This is a genomic window from Collinsella sp. AF20-14LB (assembly GCF_003459505.1).
Taxonomy (GTDB): Bacteria; Actinomycetota; Coriobacteriia; order Coriobacteriales; family Coriobacteriaceae; genus Collinsella.
In genome coordinates this window covers 69,840-89,537 of sequence record NZ_QRWD01000006.1, presented here as the reverse complement: position 1 = coordinate 89,537, position 19,698 = coordinate 69,840, and the positions used below count along the sequence as shown (strand labels likewise).

Below are 19,698 nucleotides of genomic sequence, written 5' to 3'. Positions count from 1 at the left end.
TCTAAGAGCGCTTACGGCTCGCCATGGTGCCTGCGGCGATAGCGGCTGTTCCCGCAAGGACGGTTGCCACGATGGCCGCACCCGAGGTGTCGCCGGTTGCCGCGAGCACGCCGGTAGTCTTGGCTTTCGTGGTTGAAGCCGCAACGGCCTTGGTCGGCTTTGAGCCCTCAGGCTTGGGGTTCTGCTTGGTCTCGTCGGGCTTGGGGTCTTCCGGCTTGGCTACCTCGGGAGGTGCGATGGTCGTGCTTTTGGCGACTGCTTTGATATAGAGGGAGTCGACCGTGGCGTCGCCCGTGCCGATGGCTTGGCCTGCTTCGTAGATGCCGTCACGGAGCTTGCGATAGTCAATGACCTTGCCGCCTTCGGGCGTCTGGATGGCGGCGTTCTCAATCTTGATGGTGCCGATTGTCTTGCCGTCAGCGCTCATGGCACGGGCAAAGATTGCCGCTGTATCTCCTTCGACCGTTACCTTGCTGCGGATGATCGAGATGACTGCGGGTGTGACGCCCTCGCTGGTCTGGGCGATGATGCCGATGTTCTCGCCTTGGGGTTCGCGCCTCGTCTCGCCATCTTGGTTTTCGCTGTAGGGGATGGGGCCGTCGCCGTTCTCGACATAGCGGGCTATGGCCTTGACAACGGAGTCGCTGATGTAGATGTGGCCACCCTTCTCGTTGGGTCGATCGTTTCTGGTGGAGAATGCAGCCGAAACCTCGCCTTCCGCAAACGCGTCCACGGTGGAGCCGTTCTTGACGACGATGTCGTCCTGGTAGGTGAAGAGGGCGATGGCGCCACCGTATCTGCCTTTACTTGCACGGACCGTCACGTTTGCATGATCGAGGGTGATGCCCTTGTGGGCATAGACGCCATATTCAACACCGTTTACGTTGAGGGAGGCGTTTGTGGCTGCGAGGCTGCCCTTGGCCTCGATGGCAGCGTCTTTCTCGGAGCTTGCCTTGACCTGGCTGCCGTCCGAGATGTTGATATTGCCGCCGCTCCAAAGGGCCTCACCATCGGCAGAGCTTGCCTCGACTGCCCCGCCACCCTTTATGGTGAGGTTCTTGTCGGTTCCAATACCCTTGTCCTTGGTAGCCCTGGCGGTGACGGCTCCGCTGTCGTCAATCGTGATATTGCCGTTTGCCCTGATGCCATCCGATGCGCCCGTGGCGTTGACGTTGCCCGAACCTTTGATAGCGAGATCACCCCCGGCATTGATGGCATCAAACCCAGTGCTCGTGGCGTTGACGGATCCGGCTCCGTCGATTTTGATATTACCCGTGGAGAGGATAGCGTCCTCAGTAGATGTCACGCTGAGCGTGCCGCCCTCGTCGCCTTGGATATTGAGCTCGGCATTCTCGTTAGTGCCATGAGAAACGTTGATGCTTTCGATCCATTCGGCAGTGACGATGTTGGTTCCCGAGTAGTTCACGTTGAGCTTGCCTGCGGCCTGGATCTCGCCGCCGTTATAGTTGTTGAGCTTCAAGTCGTCGGCGCCGTCCCACGACCAGGTACCGGCCTCGTCGCTCGCCGCGGTGTTGTACTTGTTGCCGCCGACCTTGACCCATTCCGCTGCGAGCGAGACGCTCGGCATGAGCAGCGAGCTCACCGTGAGCGCGCACACGGCGCCCGCGACGATGCGGCTCGTCACGCGGCGCCAGCTGCCGTGCGCGAGTCCTATGCGACGGCGAACGTCGGGTTCGGCAACATGGGTTCCGGCGGTAGTGTCATTGCGTTTGGGGGTCGTGAACAAGGCTGCCATGGTTGCTCCCGTTCTCATAGGGCCTATACGGCTAGGTTCAGCGTATCTGCTGGATGTTGCCGGCGGTAGTGCCGTTTGGAGGGCAAAATGGCCAAAATGGGGGAGAAATAGGCCGCACGCCGGCGCAGGGACCGACGCTAAAAGAAAAGCGCGGGGCCGCATGGCGACTCCGCGCTTTATTGTTCAGCTTTTGCAGCCTTGCCCTTACGCTACGAAGAAGTAGACGAGGAAGGCAAGGGCCGCGATCCACCCGTCCTGTGCGAAAAAGTGTTTACGAGCGTTTGCGACTCGCCAGGGCGCCTGTGACGATAGCGGCCGTTCCTACAAGGGCGGTCGCTATGATGGCTGCGCTCGAGGCGTCGCCGGTTGCCGCGAGCTTGCCGGTGGTCTTGGCTCCCGTGGCTGCAACTGCAACGGTCTTGGTTGTCTTCGTGCCCTCGGACTTGGAACCCTCGGGCTTGGTCTCGCCTGGCTTCTCCTCGGGTTTGATCTCCTCGGGAGGCACGGTGACCGTGCGCTTGGCGACAGCGGCGTCATAGGGGGAGTCGATCGTGGCGTCACCCGTGCCGATGGTTTGACCTGCCTCGTAGGAGATGCTGGGGCCGTACTCTTCTTCGCAGCGATAGTTAATGATCTTGCCGCCTGCGGGCGTCTGGATGGGAGCGCCTTCGATCTCGATGGTGCCGATCGCCTTGCCATCCTCGCTTATGGCAAGAGCGAAGATTGCCGCCGTGTCTCCCTCGGCCGTGAGCTTGCTGCGGACGATCGAGATACTCGCGGGCGTGATGCCCTCGTAGGTCTGGGCGAAGATACCGATGTTCAGACCCCTAGGCTCAGGGATGACCTCGCCGCTTTGGTCGTTGCTGTAGTGATCGGGGCCATCGCCACCGGTCTCGACATAGCGGGCTATAGCCTTAACAACGGAGTCGCTGATGTAGATGTGGCCGCCAGCGACGTTTGGCTGGTGGTTTCTGGTAGAGATTGCAACCGAGAATTTGCCTTCTGCGAACGCGTCCACGATGGAACCATTCTTGATGACGATGTCGTCCCCGTCAGTGATGAGGGCGATGGCCTGGCCGCCGCTCGCGCTTGTGCGGACCGTCACGGTCGCGTGATCGAGCGTAACGCCCTTGTAGGCATAGACACCATATTCAACACCGCTTGCGTCAAGGGAGGCGTTCGTGACCGCGAGACTACCCTCAGCGTCGACGGCAAGATCTCCCTGGGAGCTTGCCTCGACCTGGCTGCCGCCCGAGATGTCGATGTTGCCGTCAGCCCAAATCGCCGCTTCTTCTATCGAGCTTGCTTCTACCTTGCCACCGCCTTTGATGATCAGGTCACTGCCCGCGGCGATGCCATAACCTTCGCTTCCTTTAGCGATCACTGTGCCAGAGGAATCGATGGTGGTCTTGCCCTTGGATTGGATGCCTTCGGTACCGCCCGTTGCATTCACGGTGCCCGAGCCCGTGATAGAGAGATCGCCCTTTGCCTCAATTCCGTCGGAAGTAGTGCTTGTGGTGTTCACAGTGCCTGGGCCAGAAATGGAGAGGTCGCCTGTGGATTTAATTGCATCGGCCTCAGCTGTCACATTGAGCTCATCCGTGCTATTCGAGCTCGTTATGTTCAACTCTGCTTTCTGGCTAGTGCCATCCTGCGCCTTGATGGCGGCTCCGGTGTAATCGGGCTCGGTTTTCACGGTGTTCTTGCCCTCGTAGGCAATGTTGAGCTTGCCCGCAGCCTGGATCGCACCGCCGTCATAGCCGTTGAGCTTCATGTCGTCGGCGCCGTCCCAGGCCCAGGTGCCGGCCTCGTCACCTGCTGCAGTGTTGTACTGAGTGCCGCCGACGTTGACCCACTCGGCTGCGAGCGAGATGCTCGGCATGAGCAGCGAGCTTACCGTAAGCGCGCATACGGCGCCTACAACGATGCGGCGTGTCACGCGGCGCCAGCTGCCGTGTGCGAGCAGCGTGCGACGGCGCACGTCGGGCTCGACAAAATGGGCTCCAGAGGTTTTGTCATTGCGCTTGGGGGTCGTGAACAAGGCGGCCATGGTTACTCCCATCCTCATAGGGCCTATGCGGTTATATCCAGCATATCTGCAGGATGTAGCCGTCGGTAGTGCCGTTTGGAGAGCAAAACGTCCAAAACTTGCGAAGCAATACATCGCGCGTCCGTGTGGTGCCTGGCTTTAAAAGCAAAGCGCGGAGCCGCTCGATGCGACTCCGCGCTTTGCTGTTTGGTATTGCGAATCTTGCGCCTACGCTACGAAGAAGTAGACGAGGAAGGCAAGGGCTGCGATCCACATGAGCGGCTTGATCTTGGAGGCCTCGCCCTTAAAGAGCGCGACGATCACGTAGGCGATAAAGCCCAGGCCAATGCCGGAGGAGATGGAGTAGGTGAAGGGCACGCCGGCGACAATCATGAACGCCGGGAAGCCCTGCGACACGTCGGACCAGTCGATCTCGGAGGCCTCGCTCATCATGAGGTAGCCGACGTAGACCAGAGCACCGCAGGTGGCGGCACTGGAAACGATGGTGACGATGGGGGAGAAGAACGCGGCGAGAATGAACAGCACGCCGGTGGTGACGGAGGTGAGGCCCGTGCGACCACCGTCGGCAGCGCCAGAGGTGGACTCGACGAAGGTAGTGATGGAGGAGACGCCCATAAAGCCACCGGCAGCAGCGGCCACGGAGTCGACGACCAGGATGGGACGGATGTCCTCGACATTGCCGTCCTCGGTCAAGAACTCGCCCTGCTTGGCGACGGCCATCGCGGTGCCCATGGTGTCGAAGAAGTCGCTCATGAGCAGCGAGAAGGCAACGACGAGCAGCATCGGGTCGGTCAGGACCTTCACGATGGCAAGGTTGCCGTCGGCAGTGCTGGCAAACGGGGCGCCGAAGGTCGAGAAGTCGAGCGGTGCGATGAGGCCCTCGGGCGCATGGGTGACGCCCAGCGGGATTCCGGCGATAACGGCGACGATGATGCCGATGAGCAGCGAGCCCGGCACGTTGCGGGAAGCCAGGGCAACCGTCACGACGATGGAGATGATGCCGACGATAAAGGTGGGGGAGGCGATGTCGCCCAGGCCGACGAGCGTACCGGCGCCAGCGGTGATGATGCCGGCGTCGCACAGGCCGATCATGGCGATAAACAGGCCCAGACCCACCGAGATGGCGTGGCGCAGGACCACGGGGATGGCGTCCATGATGGCCTCGCGCAGGCCGCAAAGGACGAGCAGCAAGATGACGATACCCTCGAGGAAGATAACGCTCATGGCGACGTGCCAGTCACCGCCGCACATGGTGGTGGTGATGCCCGCGATCATGGCGTTGATGCCCAGGCCTGAAGCGCAGGCGAGCGGGCGGTTTGCGAAGATGCCCATGCAGATGGTCATGATGCCGGCGCCCAGGCAGGTGGCGCAGGCGAGCGCTCCCGCATCAATGCCAGCGCCCGAGAGCACTGCGGGGTTGACGGCGATGATGTAGGCCATCGCCAGGAATGTTGTCAGTCCAGCGCGAAGTTCGGTCCCGATTGTGGACTTGCGCTCACTGACGTGAAAAAGTTCGTCCATGCATACCCTTTCCTTGTTCGGCCCCGAGTTTAGGCCGATTGACACGAACTCATTTACTATATCGCCTTTACAACCTTGCTGTTCCTCGCATGTTGATGTTCGGCGCTTTGTAACAGACGGACGGTATTTATCGCATGAAAATGTGTGGGTACCGTATACTTAAGCGGTTACAACGACCCCTATGGAGGAACGTATGATTAAAGAGCTTTGCCACGACGAGGCTATCCTGTCCCAGCGTTGCGAGGTTGCGACCGTCGAGGACGAGTCGGTTGCTCAGGACCTGATCGATACCATCAAGTCGCTCGATGATGCCGGCTGCTTGGCCGCCAACCAGATCGGCGTTACCAAGAAGGTCTGCGTCTACCTGGACGACGCCGGCGAGCCCCACGTGCTCTACAACCCCCGTCTGGTGTTTGGCCTGGGCGCCAGCAAGATGGAGGAGAGCTGCCTGACGCACGAGGAGGTCACCAAGTCCACGCGCTATATCAAGTGCAAGGTTGCCTTTGACCAGATCGTCGATGGCAAGATGCGCGAGCGCAAGCAGGACTTTGTGGGCTTCGAGGCGCAGATGGTCCAGCATATGATCGACCACTGTCTTGGAAAGTTGGTCTAAGGGGACCAAAGCACCGCACTTCGTCTCTTTTGGTCCGGGCGTGACATTGTTGTCATGTCCGGGCTTTTGTGTTTAGCGCCTTTTTGTTTGGTGACAATAACCTTAGCAGGACCGTAAAGCTAGGAGGCGCTATGTGCACGAGCATTCGATTTACCGATAATTCTGGCCACATGTATCTGGGCCGCAACCTCGACTGGAGCTTTGACTACGGCCAACAGGTTCGCGTGATGCCGCGCGGGTTCCACATTCCGTATTCGTTTATCGACGATGCGTCGGCGGCACACGCGGTAATCGGCATGTGCATCGATTACAAGAACTATCCCATGTTTTTCGACTGTGGTAACGATGCGGGTCTGGCTGTGGCGGGGCTCAACTTTCCCGGCTATGCCGAGTATGCCGAGGGCCCTGTCGACGGCAAGAACAATATCGCGGCCTATGAGTTTCCCCTGTGGGTGGCAGCGACGTTCTCGACGGTCGATGAGGTCGAGGCCGCGCTGCGCGACACGGTGATTGTCGCCAAATCTGCCGGAGAGGGGCTGGGCGTGTCGCTGCTCCATTGGATTATCGGCGACAGCCAGCGCAGCATCGTGGTCGAGATGATGGCTGACGGCCTGCATGTATACGACGATCCGGTCGACACCCTTGCCAACCAGCCGACCTTCCCGTGGCACATGGAAAACCTGCGCACCTATATCACCGCCACAAGCGATTTTCCGCAGACGGCGACATGGCGTGGCGCCGAGCTTAAGCCCTATGGAGCCGGTGCCGGCATGCGCGGCATTCCGGGCGATTGCTATTCGCCGAGCCGTTTTGTAAAGGCGGCGTACCTCAATGCCAATTACCCGCAAAAGGAGAGCGAGACCGAAAACGTCGTTCGCATGTTCCGCTCGCTCGAGGGCGTGGTGATGATTGAGGGGGCGTCCAGGATGGGCGATGGCAAGTTCGAGAAGACTATCTATACCGGATGCTTTAGCGCGCGCACGGGCAATTATTACTACGCGATGTATGGGGATCCGTCGATTCGTTACGTGAGCCTGATGGATGCCGAGGGCGCGAGCCCCGATAGGCTCGTGGTTCCCGAGCCGCGTCGTTCGTAGCCCATAGCTTTACTGCAGTGCAAAGCGCCCCTGCATCTCCTGTGAGGTGCAGGGGCGCTGCGACCTGGGCTTTATCCCGCATGCGCCCCGAGAAAATGTCCCTTAAGCGCGTGCTGCCTGGGCGATACCGGCCTTGGTGCTTGCGCGTTTGCCGGCGAGTTCGCAAAAGACCGCGCCGCCGATGATGAGCGCGGCGCCCATGAGGCGGATTGGCGTCATGGTCTCGCCCAAAAGGACGGCGGAGAACACGACTGCCGAAAGCGGCTCAAGGTAGCCGACAACCGCGACGGTCTGCACGGGCAGCTTGGCGACAGCACTAAAGTAGAGCAGGCAGCCGATGCCGGTGTTGGCGACGCCGAGCATGGCGACGGCGCGCCAATCGATGCCGGCGGCAATGCTGGGGGAGAGGAACGAGGGGGCGCCCTGTGTGAGGAGCGTAAGGACCAGCGCGGTCATAAAGGCGGCGCTCACCTGGAGCGCGGAGTTTTCGAGGCCTTCGACGTGTGGCGCACCCTTGCTAGCGATGACCATCAACGCGTAGCAGAAGGCCGAGGCGATGCCGCAAGCGATACCCGCAATGGGCATATTGCTGCCTAGACCTTGTGCCGCAATGAGAAAGGCGCCGCAGGCAACGGCGATAAACCCGGCGATTTTGCCGCCGGTCAGCTTTTCGCCAAAAATGAGCGGGGAGAGGGCCATAACGATGATGGGGCCGCAGTAATACAACAGCGAGGAGATGCCAACACCGATCGTCTGATAGGCGCGGAACAGGAAAATCCAGCTGGCGCCCAGCGCGGCGCCCGAGACGATGAGCGCTGCGGCCTCGCGGGGGCGAGACGGAGCCTGCAGGTTATGGCGCTTGGTTATGAAGAGGATGGCGGCAAGGGTGAGAGCGCCCAAAAACGTGCGCAGGAGCACGATATCGGAGCTCGGCAGCGCGATGGCAGCGGCGATGATGCCATTGGAGCCAAACAATAGCAATGCTGCTAAGTACGTAAACAGTCCGTTGTTCATGCGCTGACATCCCCTCTATATCCGAACATGTTCACTATGGGTGAACTGGCTTTAGAAGAAAAGCGAATATAATGCATGGAAAACATGACAAAAACTCATGCAAGGGTGGGGGCGTGCCGTGGAGACCAATATCCAAAAGATGCAAGTGCTGCTCGAGACGGTGCATGCCGGCAGCTTTACGCGTGCTGCAGAGCGGTTGAGCTATTCGCAGTCGGGCGTGAGCCGCATGGTGGGCGACCTTGAGGCAGACTGGGGTTTTAAGGTGCTTGATCGCAGCCGCGAGGGCGTGGTGCTTTCTGCCGACGGGCGGCAGGTCATGCCGGCAGTCGAGGCGTTATGCGAAGAGTTTGGCCGCCTGCAGCGACGCGTGGACGAGATGCGAGGGCTCATGCGCGGCAAAATCTGCATCGGTACGTTTTCGAGCGTGGCGACCCACGTGCTGCCGCCGGTGATCGCGCGTTTTCGCGCCGATTATCCAGACGTCGATTACGAGTTACTGATGGGCGACTATTCAGAGATTGAACAATGGGTGGCGCAGGGCCGCTGCGATCTGGGCTTTATCCCGCATGAGCCCCGAGAAAATGGGATGACATCGCGATCTTTGGTGCGCGACGAGTTGATGGCGGTGGTGCCGACAGACTCTCTGCTTGCTAGTGAGGGGGCCGTCTCGCTTGCCGACTTGGCCAACGAGCAGTTTATTCTGCTGGAACGCGGCACCGATGACGAGATTACGCCGCTGTTCCGTCGGGCGGGGCTGACGGTGCGCTCAAAACTGTCGACCTGGGATGACTATGCGATTATGGCCATGGTCGAGGACGGTCTGGGCGTGAGTATTCTTCCGGCGCTCATCTTGCGCCGCTGTCAGTTCGATGTCGCCGTGCGTCCGCTCGAGGGACATCCCCATCGGCAGATCAACGCGATATATCGCACGGCTGACGTTTCGCTTGCCGCCGCTCGATTCCTTGAATATCTCTAAACGCGTGCGCGTCATTGTCCGCCTTGGGCAAATCTCGGAGTTCGGTACGTTTTCTTGTGAAATTGAACTTCCGAATAAGGTACGGCGCTATACTGCTGCCTAAATTGAACTTAGGTTCAATTCGTGTTCTATAAATTGAACTTTGCCAGCAAGGAGGTTCTAATGGCCCAAGAGACGTTTAGCGATCGCCTGCGACAGGCCATGTCCGATCGCGACGTTCGCCAGTCGGACGTAATCCGCGCATCGGAGATGCTCGGAAAAAAACTCGGCAAGAGTCAGATGAGCCAATATGTGAGCGGCAAGACGATCCCGCGGCGCGATGTGGCAGAGCTGCTCGCTCGTATTTTGGAGGTCGATGTTTCCTGGCTGCTCGCCGGTGACGCCGATCAAGGCGAGGAATCATCGCCTCGCAACGTGCCCAAGCCCGAACCCCATCCCTCAGCTCAAATTCCAAGGAGCACCACCATGCGTACTTTTTCTAAATCCACCAAGCTCGATAACGTCCTGTATGACGTGCGCGGCCCCGTCGTCGACGAGGCCGCCCGTATGGAGGACGAGGGCGAGCGTATTCTCAAGCTCAACATCGGTAATCCGGCGCCCTTTGGTTTCCGCACGCCCGATGAGGTCATCAAGGACATGCGCCAGCAGCTGCCCGACTGCGAAGGCTATTCCAACTCGCGTGGCCTGTTCTCCGCGCGCAAGGCAATCATGCAGTACTCGCAGATCAAGGGCCTGCCCAATGTTCAGATGGAGCACATCTACACGGGCAACGGCGTGTCCGAACTCATTCAGCTTTCGATGAACGCGCTGCTCGACAATGGCGACGAGATTCTGATCCCCAGCCCCGACTATCCGCTCTGGACGGCGTGCGCAACCCTTGCCGGCGGTCATCCCGTTCACTATCTGTGTGATGAGCAAGCGGATTGGTATCCCGACCTGGAGGATATGGAGTCCAAGATCACGAGCGCGACCAAGGCCCTCGTCATCATCAACCCCAACAACCCCACGGGTTCGGTCTATCCGCGCGAGGTACTCGAGGGCATCGTTGAGATCGCGCGCAGGCACCAGCTCATGATTTTTGCCGATGAGATCTACGACCGCCTGTGCATGGACGGCTACGAGCACGTCTCGATTGCCTCGCTCGCTCCCGACCTGCCCTGCGTCACCTTTAGCGGCCTTTCCAAGTCGCACATGATCGCGGGCTATCGTATTGGCTGGATGGTGCTTTCGGGTAACCAGCGCTGCATGAGCGACTTTATTATGGGCATCAACATGCTCTCGAACATGCGCCTGTGCTCCAACGTGCCGGCTCAGTCAATCGTCCAGACGGCGCTCGGCGGCCATCAGTCTGTTAACAACTACATCCGCCCCGGCGGTCGTGTCTACGAGCAGCGCAACTTTGTGTACGAGGCGCTCAGCAAGATCGACGGCATCTCGGTGGTCAAGCCGCGTGCGGCGTTCTATATCTTCCCCAAGATGGATGTTAAAAAGTTCAACATCACCGACGACGAGCAGTTTGCCCTCGACCTGCTGCACGAGAAGAAGATCCTCATCACGCGTGGCGGCGGCTTTAACTGGGGCGAGCCCGACCACTTCCGCATCGTGTACCTGCCGCGCATGGAAGTGCTCAAAGAGTCGCTCGAAGACCTCGCCGACTTCTTTGACCATTACCGTCAGAGCTAGTGGGATAGAAGCTCCGCACTATGAAAAGCTCCCTGCAGTTGTTTTGCTGCAGGGAGCTTTCTTGAATCGGCGGAACTATATAACGATTCCGCGACAATGGTCGATTTCGTGCTGGATAATCTCGGCGGTGTAGCCCGAGAAGTTTTTGATGCGGTGGACGAAGTTCTCGTCCAAATACTCCACCTTAATGCGGCGGTAGCGGGTACAGGGGCGCTCACCGATCAACGAGAGGCATCCTTCGCTCGTCTGGTAGGCATTGACCTGCTCAAGAATCTGCGGGTTGTACATAAGCAGCGACTTGCTGCCGTCCTTTACGCAGATGATGCGTTTGCGCACGCCGATCATATTGGCGGCGAGGCCCACGCACTCGTGCTCATGCTCGTGGAGCGTATCCAGGAGGTCCTGCCCGGTCGCGGCATCATCGGGACCCGCGTCTTCGGAGGGCAGGCGCAAAAAGAACTCGGATTTCATGATGGGCTTAATCATGGCGGGCTCCTCATGTCTCATGCTTTCGTGGACTTTTAATAATAGCGCGGAAGGAAAGCGGCGCGTCCGCGTTACAATCTTTCGACGTTGGACCATGTGGCCAGATTCGTCGTGTTGCGGCGTCTGGCGTAAGTCTGGGGCTCATTCTCGCCCTGGACTGTTCCTCCGGGGCGATGCGATTGTCGTTCCAAGAGGAAGGAAATGCATGGGGAGCAAATCTCAGCAACAAGTTAGGGCAACGCCATCGGGCACTTCGGCGTTTCTCATCGTTATGTATATCGCAGCCTTTGTTGCCGCGTTTAACGAGAACATCATTAACGTGGCGCTGCACGACATTATGGCGGCCTTTTCGGTGGGTGCCACCACGGCGCAGTGGCTTGTTTCGGGCTACATGATCGTGACATCGATCTTTACGGCCATCATGGCCTTTCTGTCCGGACGCTTTTCGACGCGCAAGCTGCTGTTTTTCGCATGTGGCTGCATGGTCGCCGGCGAAGTCCTGTGCCTGATCGCGCCGTCGTTTACCGTTTTGCTGCCGAGTCGTATTATGCAGGCTGCGGGATCGGGCATCTTGTTTCCGCTCATGATGAACGTGGTGCTGTCTTGTGCTCCGCGCGAGAAGCTCGGCCTGTATCTGAGCCTGGGCGGTGCCTGCATCACGTTGGGACCGGCGTTTGGCCCCGTAATCAGCGGCCTTATGTGCACGTTGTTTGGCTGGAGGGCTGTGTTCGTAGTGCCGCTGGTGGGCGGTGTTGTGGTCGCTGCGGCGGGTGCAAAGCTCGTTCGGAATGTTGGAGAGCGCCTGGATGTTTCGCTCGATATCCTGTCGGTTATTTTGCTCGCCGCCGGCATTACGGCGTTCGTGTATTCCGTAGGCGAGTTCTCGACCAATGTGATGGCCGGCATCGTGACGCTTTTCGCCGCGGTTGTGCTGCTCGGCCTGTTTGCGGCCCGTCAGCTCAAGCTCGTCCATCCGGTGCTCAACGTGCGTCCCATGACGAGCGTTCGTTTTTGGCCTGCCTGTCTGCTTGTGGTGGTGTCGATGATGACGACGTTCTCGATGAGCGTTTTGTTGCCGCTCTATTTTGAGGGCGCATACGGCATGACCGCACTTGTCGCGGGTTTGCTCATTTTGCCGGCGATCGCCTGCAACGCCGTGACCTCGATTGTGGGCGGACGCGTGATGGATGCCCGTGGTGCGTGGCCGCTGCTGCCGGTCGGCTTTGCCCTGATCGCTGTGGGGCAGACGGCAATCTCGATGACCGCGGCAAGCATGAACATCGGCGTTGTCGTGCTGCTGACCGTTGTGGTGTATGCCGGCGTCGGTTTGGTACTGAGCCCCTCGCAGACCGCCGGTTTGGAGACGCTCCCCGCCGCTGAGCATCCTCACGGAACGGCATTGCTTAACACGTGGAACATGATTGCCGCGTCGTTTGGTCCGTCGCTGTTTATCGGCCTGCTTTCGAGTTCTGCGGTGGCTGCTGGCGCCGCAGGCGTTGCGTCGGACGTTGCCCAGGCGATAGGATTTGCAGCCGCCGTGCGCGTGGCGGCCGTGATTGCCGTTGTCGGGTTCGCGGTGTCGCTGGTGTACGCTCGCCGCGAGTCGCACATGTCGCATTAATGTGTGCACATAGATTCTGCAGTTAGATTGGGTGACGACACCATAAACTAATGGACGATTTGCCGAGAGGCATGAATGTTTAAAGCGCAAAGAGTGCGCGACGGGCCCCGCGAATGGGGCGATGATGCCCGAGAGGGCCAAGAAGGAGTCTCATGTCTGAGAACGAAGAGATCATGAACGAGACCGAGAACGAGACCATGGCTGCCGAGGTTGAGGCAGTCGAGACTGTGGAGACCGAAGCTGCCGAGGTTGAGGCTGCTGACGAGGTTTCCGCCGAGGAGGCCGAGGTTGTCGAGGCCGCCGCTGATTACGATGACGAAGAGCTGATGGACAAGATGCAGAAGGCCGCCCGCCTGCTGCGCAGCCGTCGCTTTGCTATTTCCAAGGAGGAGGAGGCCAAGGCCGAGCGCATGGCGAACATCGAGCGCGCCATCAAGCTTCTTGACCTCAAGCCCAAGATGGAGCAGAAGGAAATGTCCGACCTGCTGGGCATGCGCCTTCGTGAGCTCGATGGCCTGATGGCCGAGGCCGAGGCTGCCGACCTGGTCGGCCGCATCGACGACGCCGAGGGCGATATGCGCAAGATCGTTGTCTTCGCTGCCGAGGATGCCGCTGAGGGCCTGGTCGAGCTTGCCAATAAGAAGGAGAAGCTCCTGCCCGAGCTTTCTTACGAGGAGGCCACCGAGCTGATGGCCGCTCTCGATAAGGTTATCGCTCCGCTCGTCGCCATGGGCCTGGACGAGGACCGCGGTCCTCGCGGTGGTCGTGACGATCGCGGTGGCCGTGGCGGCGACCGTGGTGGCCGCGGTGGCTTTGGCGATCGCGGTGGCCGCGGCGGTGACCGCGGCGGTCGCGGTGGCGATCGTGGCGGCCGTGGCGGCTTTGGTGACCGTGGCGGCGACCGTGGCGGTCGCGGCGGCTTCGGCGGCAACCGTGGCGGCTATGGTGACCGCGGTGGCAACCGTGGCGGCTTCGGCGGCAACCGTGGTAACGACCGCGGCGGTCGCGGTGGCGATCGTGGCGGCCGCAACGGTGGCGGCTTCCGTGGCAACCGTTTCTAGTTGGGTTACGCGGGTTTACCAACCCGCGTAACGGCTCGACGCTGCAAACGCCCCTAAGCGGCAATCTGACGTTCAATTTCAATGGCGCGACCAGAAGGTCAGCGCCCTTTCATTTCACGTCACCTTGCTCGCTTAGGGGCGTTTTCGCTGACTTATGCTCAACCTGCGACGCCTTCATGATTCGCTATACAAAGAGGACGGCATGACCAGAAGGTCTATGCCGTCCTCTTTTCACATAGTCATTGGGGGCGTTCTTAAATGACTGGTCGTTGGGGACGTTCTTGTTTGACTGGTCGTTTAAGAACGTCCCCAACGACTACATAGCACGAGAGTGGATAATCTCCCGGTTTGAGCCTGCATTCAAGCTCAAAGTGGGAGATTATCCACTCTCATTTGTTGTGTGTGCGAAAATCCACGCTCGTTTCTATTCCGCCTACATTTGTAGGAACAGTTCGTGGAGGCGGGTGTCTTTATCGAGTTCGGGGTGGAAGGTTACGCCGAGCTGGTTGCCCTCGCGGGCGGCGACGATGCGGCCATCGACCTCTGCCAAGGCCTTGGCGTCGCCGTGGACCTCGACGATGCGGGGCGCGCGGATAAACGTCAGCGGCACTTCACCGTCGATGCCGTCTACCTGTCCCTTGGTGCGAAAGCTGCCGAGCTGTCTGCCATAGGCATTGCGCTCAACGAGCACATCCATGGTTGCCAAACGCGGCGTGCCCTTATCGTCATGGGCGGCAAGGTCATGAGCCAGCAGAATCAGGCCGGCGCAGGTGCCCAGGACGGGCATGCCTTCAGCGATGCGGGCACGAAGCTCCTCGAGCATGCCCAGCTCATCAAGCAGCTTCCCCTGAACGGTAGACTCGCCGCCGGGAAGTACTAGACGGTCAAAGTCCTGCTTCAAATCAGCCGCCTGCCTCAGCTCAATACAACGTGCGCCCAGCTCGGACAGCCTCGCCTCGTGCTCGGCAAAAGCACCTTGGACCGCCAGCACGGCGACCGTCTGGTCTGCGTAATCGCTCATGTGCGATCCTTTCTGCTGGACTAGCGTCCGCGCTCCTCCATGATGATCTCGATCTCGTCGGCGTTGATGCCGACCATGGCCTCGCCCAGGTCCTCCGAAAGCTCAGCGATGAGTTTGGCGTCGGTGAAGTTTGCCACGGCCTTGACAATGGCGGCTGCGCGCTTGGCGGGGTCGCCGCTCTTAAAGATGCCCGAGCCGACAAAGACGCCTTCGGCGCTCAGCTGCATCATCAGCGCGGCGTCGGCGGGGGTCGCTACGCCGCCGGCGGCAAAGTTCACGACGGGGAGCTTGCCCGTGGCATGGACCTCGCGGACCAGCTCGACCGGCACCTGCAGTTGCTTGGCTGCCTCAAAGAGCTCGTCGTCACGCAGGGCAACAACGTCGCGGATCTGCTTTTTGATCTTGCGCATGTGGCGCACGGCTTGAACGACGTCGCCCGTGCCCGGCTCGCCCTTGGTGCGGATCATCGTGGCGCCCTCGGCGACGCGGCGCAGCGCCTCGCCCAGGTCACGGGCACCGCAGACAAACGGGACGTCAAACTGGGTCTTGTCGATGTGGTAGACATCGTCGGCGGGGGAGAGAACCTCGGATTCATCGATGTAGTCGATTTCGATGGCCTGAAGGACCTGCGCCTCGACGATGTGGCCGATGCGGCACTTGGCCATAACGGGGATGGAGACGGCCTCTTGAATGCCCTTGATCATCTTGGGGTCGCTCATGCGCGAGACGCCGCCTGCGGCGCGGATGTCGGCCGGGATGCGCTCGAGTGCCATGACGGCGCAGGCGCCCGCCTCTTCGGCAATGCGTGCCTGCTCGGGCGTGGTGACGTCCATGATGACGCCGCCCTTGAGCATCTGCGCGAGCTCGCGGTTGAGTTTAACGCGATCGGCCTTGCTGGTCTGTTCTGCCATGGTTGCTCCCTTGGTTGGCATGTGTATTGCTTGACGGAACATCCTATCGGGGAGCTGGGCATGGCGAAATACTCAATTTTCGAGATAATAACAAGGTCAGACTAATACCAGATTGAATGACTCGATAAGGTCAGGTGACAAACTCATGCTTGACTATAATTTGGAAAACCGCGGCGAAGCATCGCTCTATGAGTATATTTACCAGCAAATTCGAGATGATATCGTAGCTGGACGTATTGCGGCGGGGGAGCATCTGCCGTCCAAGCGCGCCTTTGCGAGTCATCTGGGAATCAGTGTCATTACCATCGAGAATGCATATAGCCAGTTGCTTGCCGAGGGTTATATTTGCTCAAAGCCGCGGCGTGGTTACTACGCGTGCGAGCTTCCCGATGCACCGGTTTTGTCTTTGGCAGCGGGGGATATCGACCGAGATGCTGTCTCTGTTGGCCCCAGCGCGCATGATTCCGACGGACAGACCAAGCAGTTCGAGGCTCTTTCTCCTTCCGCTTTGGAGGCGGCGCGACTTTGGCAAAGCGCGCTACGGGCGACACTGACGTCCGAAGACGAACGTGAAATCTTTTCGCCCGCGCCGGCGCAGGGCACCGTTCGGCTACGACGCGCAATTGCTCACCATCTGCGCGGGACAAGGGGTATGAATGTCGACCCCAACAACATCGTTATCGGTGCGGGCGCCCAGTTGCTCGATACCATGTTGGTTCAGCTGCTTGGCGCGGACAAGGTGTATGCCGTTGAGGATCCGGGGTATTTGCGTTTGACGCGCATCTATCAGGCCATGGGTTGCGAAGTGCGGCATATCCCGTTGGACGGTGAGGGCGTGGACTTGAGCGCTCTGCAGAAAACCGGGGCGGATGTCCTTCACCTGATGCCGTCCCATCAGTATCCGACCGGCCTTGTGACGAGCATTGCGCGTCGCTATGCCCTGCTGAGCTGGGCCGCCGAGCAGCCGGACCGGTATCTCATCGAAGATGACTTTGATTGCGAGTTTCGCCTTGCCGGTAAGCCGATTCCCGCGCTCGCGTCGATTGATGCCGCCCAATCGGTCATCTACACCAACACGTTTTCAAAAAGTCTGTCGTCGGCCCTGCGTTTGGCGTATATGGTCCTGCCCGATGAGCTGATGGAACGGTTTAGGCGCAACCTTGGCTTTTACGCCTCGTCGGTGAGTTCTGTTGACCAGGTCGCTTTGGCTCGTTTACTGGAATCAGGCGATTACGAGCGACATGTGAACCGCGTACGCGTTCGTGCTCGCGAGGCGCGTGATGGCCTGGCGACGCTTGTACGGAAGGCATTTCCGGCGGGGGAGGTTTCGATCGAGCACGCGGATGCCGGCCTTTACTGCGTCGTAGCCGCAGGGCGTGACACGGATGAAAACTCTATTACGCATGCCCTCACGCGTTCGAATATTCCTTTTACCGATATCGGTGACTGTTTTTGGTGCGCCAATGGCGTATCTGTCCCAGAAAAATCAACTCGAATTCTTGTCCAGTATGACGACCTGAGTCCAAAAGAGCTAAAAACCCTGGAGTCGCAGTTGACAGGAACGCCCTGCAGCCTAAGTGAGTAGACTTTTGGCGCCTTGGCGACCAGACCGTTTTGCAACATGTCATTTACCTGCGGCTTTATAAAGCAAAATGGATGGTCTGCTCGGCAAGTTCCAAAAAGCCTACTCACTTGCTGCGCAAAGCTTCCGTTTGAGAAGATATGGGGTTTTCAACAGCGCTCCGTCCAGCTTTTGGCAAGCTTTTGGCCAGTTGGGGAGGGCTGTTGAAAACTAAGTAGTCCGTTCGGCGCCCTTTTCGGCGCGTTCGCGCCAATGCGTGAGCGCCCGGGTTGAAATCCGTGTTTTCCTGTGCCTATGAAGGATCTACTTTGTGACATATCGGCTTTTAAGTACTGGCGCTTGCCCCCTCAGGCCCGCGCTCTGTGTCCGCCGCTCCCGCGACCGGAAGAAGACCGGCGGCGATGCGAGCTCGCCCGTAACCCGACGGCTACGGTTGTGCTCGGCTTTCCGCTGTATACATTGGTTCGGACGAGAGGCAAGCGGACTTGCCCTGTCAGCATTAGGCAGCGGCTGTTCCTAGGCGAGTTCCCCAGGGAATCCGTGCTGGAAACGGAATATGGGTTTTTGGTTACGTCTCCTCTGCTGACGGCATTCATCATGTCGCGGCATCTGACGGATCTCCAGCTTCTTTTGGTGTTGGCGGAGATGTGCGGCTTGTTTACGGTTTGTGCCTTGCCAGCAGCACTCGAGGCAGAGCTTTCGCGTGCAATTGAGTCGGGCGCGATTCCGGCAACCTTGGGTTGGGCGCGCTGTCCGTCCGAGGACGGCGCCGCCTCAAATTTATGGCGGCGCGACGCTTTGGTTTTGGGCGAAGACCTTGACCGTTTTTGCTCAGATGTTTGTGGGATGCGTTACGGCAAGCGATTTGTCGCGGTATCTCATCTCGTTCCACTGGGTGCCGCATCGCCTTTTGAGGTTGAGACGTATTTGTTGCTTGGGTTGCCACGATCCCTGGGAGGCGAAGGTTTTTGCGGCATAGAGCTTAATGTCGAAGTGGCGCTAAGCGCAAGTGCTCGGGCGATTGTAGGCAAGTCCCGCGTATACATTGACCTACTTCTGTCTTCGCCGGACGGAGAGCGACAGGTGGCCATTGAATGCCAAGGAAAGGGCTCACACGGGCGAGCCGGGGATGGCTTGCGTGACGCCGACCGCATGACGGCGCTTCAGGCCATGGGCTACGATGTATTTCTCCTGACACACGGACAGATATCCGATGAGGATAGATTCCACGCGATTGTTAAGGCCGTGTGCAGGTTGCTCGATGTTGAATATCGCGATAAAAGCTTGGAGGAGCAAGGGGCCGAGGCATTACTTCGGTCTGAGCTATTCGTTGACTGGTCAAAACTGGGAGAAATCGACAAAAAGATGCCCGTTAGACACAAAAAGGCCCGATCATGGACGGTTGCAAATCTAAGTGAGTAGACTTTTAGCGTGATGGCGACCAGATTGTTTTGCGGCAAGCTATCTACCTGAGGTTTTATAAAGCAATACGGATGGTCTGCTCGACAAGTTCCCAAAAGGCTACTCACTTAGTTTTTGACGCGAAGCCGATGCCGAAGGTGGTCCTTTTTTGGGACGTTAACTGGTTCGCTAGACACGAAAAAGGCCCGGACCATGCGGTCCGGGCCTTATCGAGCTAGAGATTGTCTCTCAGGCGGTTGGCTTAACCAAAGTAGCGCTTGAGCAGACCGGCGAAAGCCTTGCCGTGGCGGGCCTCGTCGCGAGCCATCTCGTGCACGGTGTCGTGGATGGCATCGAGACCAGCGGCCTTGGCGCGCTTGGCAAGATCGGTCTTGCCGGCGGTGGCGCCGTTCTCGGCCTCAACGCGCATCTCGAGGTTCTTCTTGGTGGAGTCGGTCACGACCTCGCCCAGGAGCTCGGCGAACTTGGCGGCGTGCTCGGCCTCCTCGTGAGCAGCCTTCTCCCAGTACAGGCCGATCTCGGGATAGCCCTCGCGATGAGCGACGCGAGCCATGGCCAGGTACATACCGACCTCAGAGCACTCGCCCTCAAAGTTGGCGCGCAGGTCAGCAACGATGTCCTCGGAGACGCCCTCCATCTTGGCGACGCCCACGACGTGCTCGGCAGCCCACTCGAGCTGGCCCTCCTCTTGCTTCAGGAAGCGAGAGCCGGGAACGCCGCACTGGGGGCACTTGAAATCCTCGGGCAGCTGGTCGCCGTCGAACTCTTCCACATAACCGCAAACGGGGCAAACAAACTTCATAATTCGATCCTTTCGATCGATGGCGATGGTGCGCTCGTCCGGTCCCGTAAGGGCCCTCTCCGGACGTGCGTCTTGACGAGTT

The 19,698-nt window shown here is 59.4% G+C and carries 16 protein-coding genes; 8 read left to right on the top strand and 8 right to left on the bottom strand.

The window, feature by feature from the left end; all coding sequences use genetic code 11:
* Position 1: 1 nt before the first annotated feature.
* The 3 genes from DWX63_RS04515 to DWX63_RS04505 all read right to left on the bottom strand — a co-directional run bounded on the left by DWX63_RS04515 (position 2) and on the right by DWX63_RS04505 (position 5,327).
* The gene (locus DWX63_RS04515; RefSeq protein WP_158559609.1) at positions 2-1,756 is read right to left on the bottom strand and encodes a hypothetical protein; all 1,755 of its coding nucleotides are present in this window, start codon (positions 1,754-1,756) and stop codon (positions 2-4) included.
* 271 nt (positions 1,757-2,027) lie between these two features.
* Positions 2,028-3,806: a hypothetical protein gene (locus tag DWX63_RS04510; RefSeq protein WP_117842939.1), complete on the bottom strand. Its 1,779-nt coding sequence runs from the start codon at positions 3,804-3,806 to the stop codon at positions 2,028-2,030.
* A 207-nt stretch (positions 3,807-4,013) separates the two neighbouring features.
* A complete protein-coding gene (locus DWX63_RS04505) occupies positions 4,014-5,327 on the bottom strand; it encodes an NCS2 family permease (protein ID WP_117842938.1) in 1,314 nt (437 codons plus the stop codon).
* A gap of 193 nt (positions 5,328-5,520) precedes the next feature.
* On the opposite strand from DWX63_RS04505, the gene DWX63_RS04500 reads away from it, so the two are divergent.
* Complete coding sequence (locus tag DWX63_RS04500; RefSeq protein ID WP_117563534.1) at positions 5,521-5,940, top strand: peptide deformylase; 420 nt, start codon at positions 5,521-5,523, stop codon at positions 5,938-5,940.
* 131 nt (positions 5,941-6,071) lie between these two features.
* Positions 6,072-7,037, top strand: a complete 966-nt coding sequence (gene bsh / locus DWX63_RS04495) for a choloylglycine hydrolase (RefSeq protein WP_117629622.1) — start codon at positions 6,072-6,074, stop codon at positions 7,035-7,037.
* Between the two features lie 102 nt (positions 7,038-7,139).
* On the opposite strand, the gene DWX63_RS04490 is transcribed toward bsh, so the two are convergent.
* Entirely contained in the window at positions 7,140-8,051 is a 912-nt protein-coding gene (locus tag DWX63_RS04490) for a DMT family transporter (protein ID WP_117842937.1), read from the bottom strand.
* Between the two features lie 118 nt (positions 8,052-8,169).
* Here DWX63_RS04490 and DWX63_RS04485 point away from each other — a divergent pair, with 118 nt between their 5' ends.
* Positions 8,170-9,027: a LysR family transcriptional regulator gene (locus DWX63_RS04485; protein WP_233514467.1), complete on the top strand. Its 858-nt coding sequence runs from the start codon at positions 8,170-8,172 to the stop codon at positions 9,025-9,027.
* A gap of 162 nt (positions 9,028-9,189) precedes the next feature.
* On the top strand, positions 9,190-10,710 hold the full coding sequence (locus DWX63_RS04480; RefSeq protein ID WP_117842935.1) for an aminotransferase class I/II-fold pyridoxal phosphate-dependent enzyme: 1,521 nt from the start codon (positions 9,190-9,192) through the stop codon (positions 10,708-10,710).
* A 75-nt stretch (positions 10,711-10,785) separates the two neighbouring features.
* Here the strand turns inward: DWX63_RS04480 and DWX63_RS04475 are convergent, their stop codons facing one another.
* Positions 10,786-11,196: a peptide deformylase gene (locus tag DWX63_RS04475; RefSeq protein ID WP_117842934.1), complete on the bottom strand. Its 411-nt coding sequence runs from the start codon at positions 11,194-11,196 to the stop codon at positions 10,786-10,788.
* A 271-nt stretch (positions 11,197-11,467) separates the two neighbouring features.
* Between DWX63_RS04475 and DWX63_RS04470 the strand changes: the two genes are divergently transcribed.
* Both DWX63_RS04470 and DWX63_RS04465 read left to right on the top strand, forming a co-directional pair.
* Positions 11,468-12,817, top strand: a complete 1,350-nt coding sequence (locus tag DWX63_RS04470; protein ID WP_233514466.1) for an MFS transporter — start codon at positions 11,468-11,470, stop codon at positions 12,815-12,817.
* A gap of 152 nt (positions 12,818-12,969) precedes the next feature.
* On the top strand, positions 12,970-13,878 hold the full coding sequence (locus tag DWX63_RS04465; protein WP_117842932.1) for a hypothetical protein: 909 nt from the start codon (positions 12,970-12,972) through the stop codon (positions 13,876-13,878).
* A gap of 433 nt (positions 13,879-14,311) precedes the next feature.
* Here the strand turns inward: DWX63_RS04465 and pdxT are convergent, their stop codons facing one another.
* Both pdxT and pdxS read right to left on the bottom strand, forming a co-directional pair.
* On the bottom strand, positions 14,312-14,899 hold the full coding sequence (gene pdxT / locus DWX63_RS04460) for a pyridoxal 5'-phosphate synthase glutaminase subunit PdxT (RefSeq protein WP_117842931.1): 588 nt from the start codon (positions 14,897-14,899) through the stop codon (positions 14,312-14,314).
* A gap of 20 nt (positions 14,900-14,919) precedes the next feature.
* Complete coding sequence (pdxS, locus tag DWX63_RS04455; protein ID WP_117842930.1) at positions 14,920-15,810, bottom strand: pyridoxal 5'-phosphate synthase lyase subunit PdxS; 891 nt, start codon at positions 15,808-15,810, stop codon at positions 14,920-14,922.
* A gap of 145 nt (positions 15,811-15,955) precedes the next feature.
* Between pdxS and DWX63_RS04450 the strand changes: the two genes are divergently transcribed.
* On the top strand, positions 15,956-17,395 hold the full coding sequence (locus DWX63_RS04450; protein WP_117842929.1) for a PLP-dependent aminotransferase family protein: 1,440 nt from the start codon (positions 15,956-15,958) through the stop codon (positions 17,393-17,395).
* Positions 17,396-17,932: 537 nt separating this feature from the next.
* Entirely contained in the window at positions 17,933-18,814 is an 882-nt protein-coding gene (locus tag DWX63_RS04445; RefSeq protein ID WP_117842928.1) for a hypothetical protein, read from the top strand.
* A gap of 241 nt (positions 18,815-19,055) precedes the next feature.
* Here the strand turns inward: DWX63_RS04445 and DWX63_RS04440 are convergent, their stop codons facing one another.
* Positions 19,056-19,619, bottom strand: a complete 564-nt coding sequence (locus DWX63_RS04440) for a ferritin family protein (protein WP_070097113.1) — start codon at positions 19,617-19,619, stop codon at positions 19,056-19,058.
* Between the last annotated feature and the right edge of the window lie 79 nt (positions 19,620-19,698).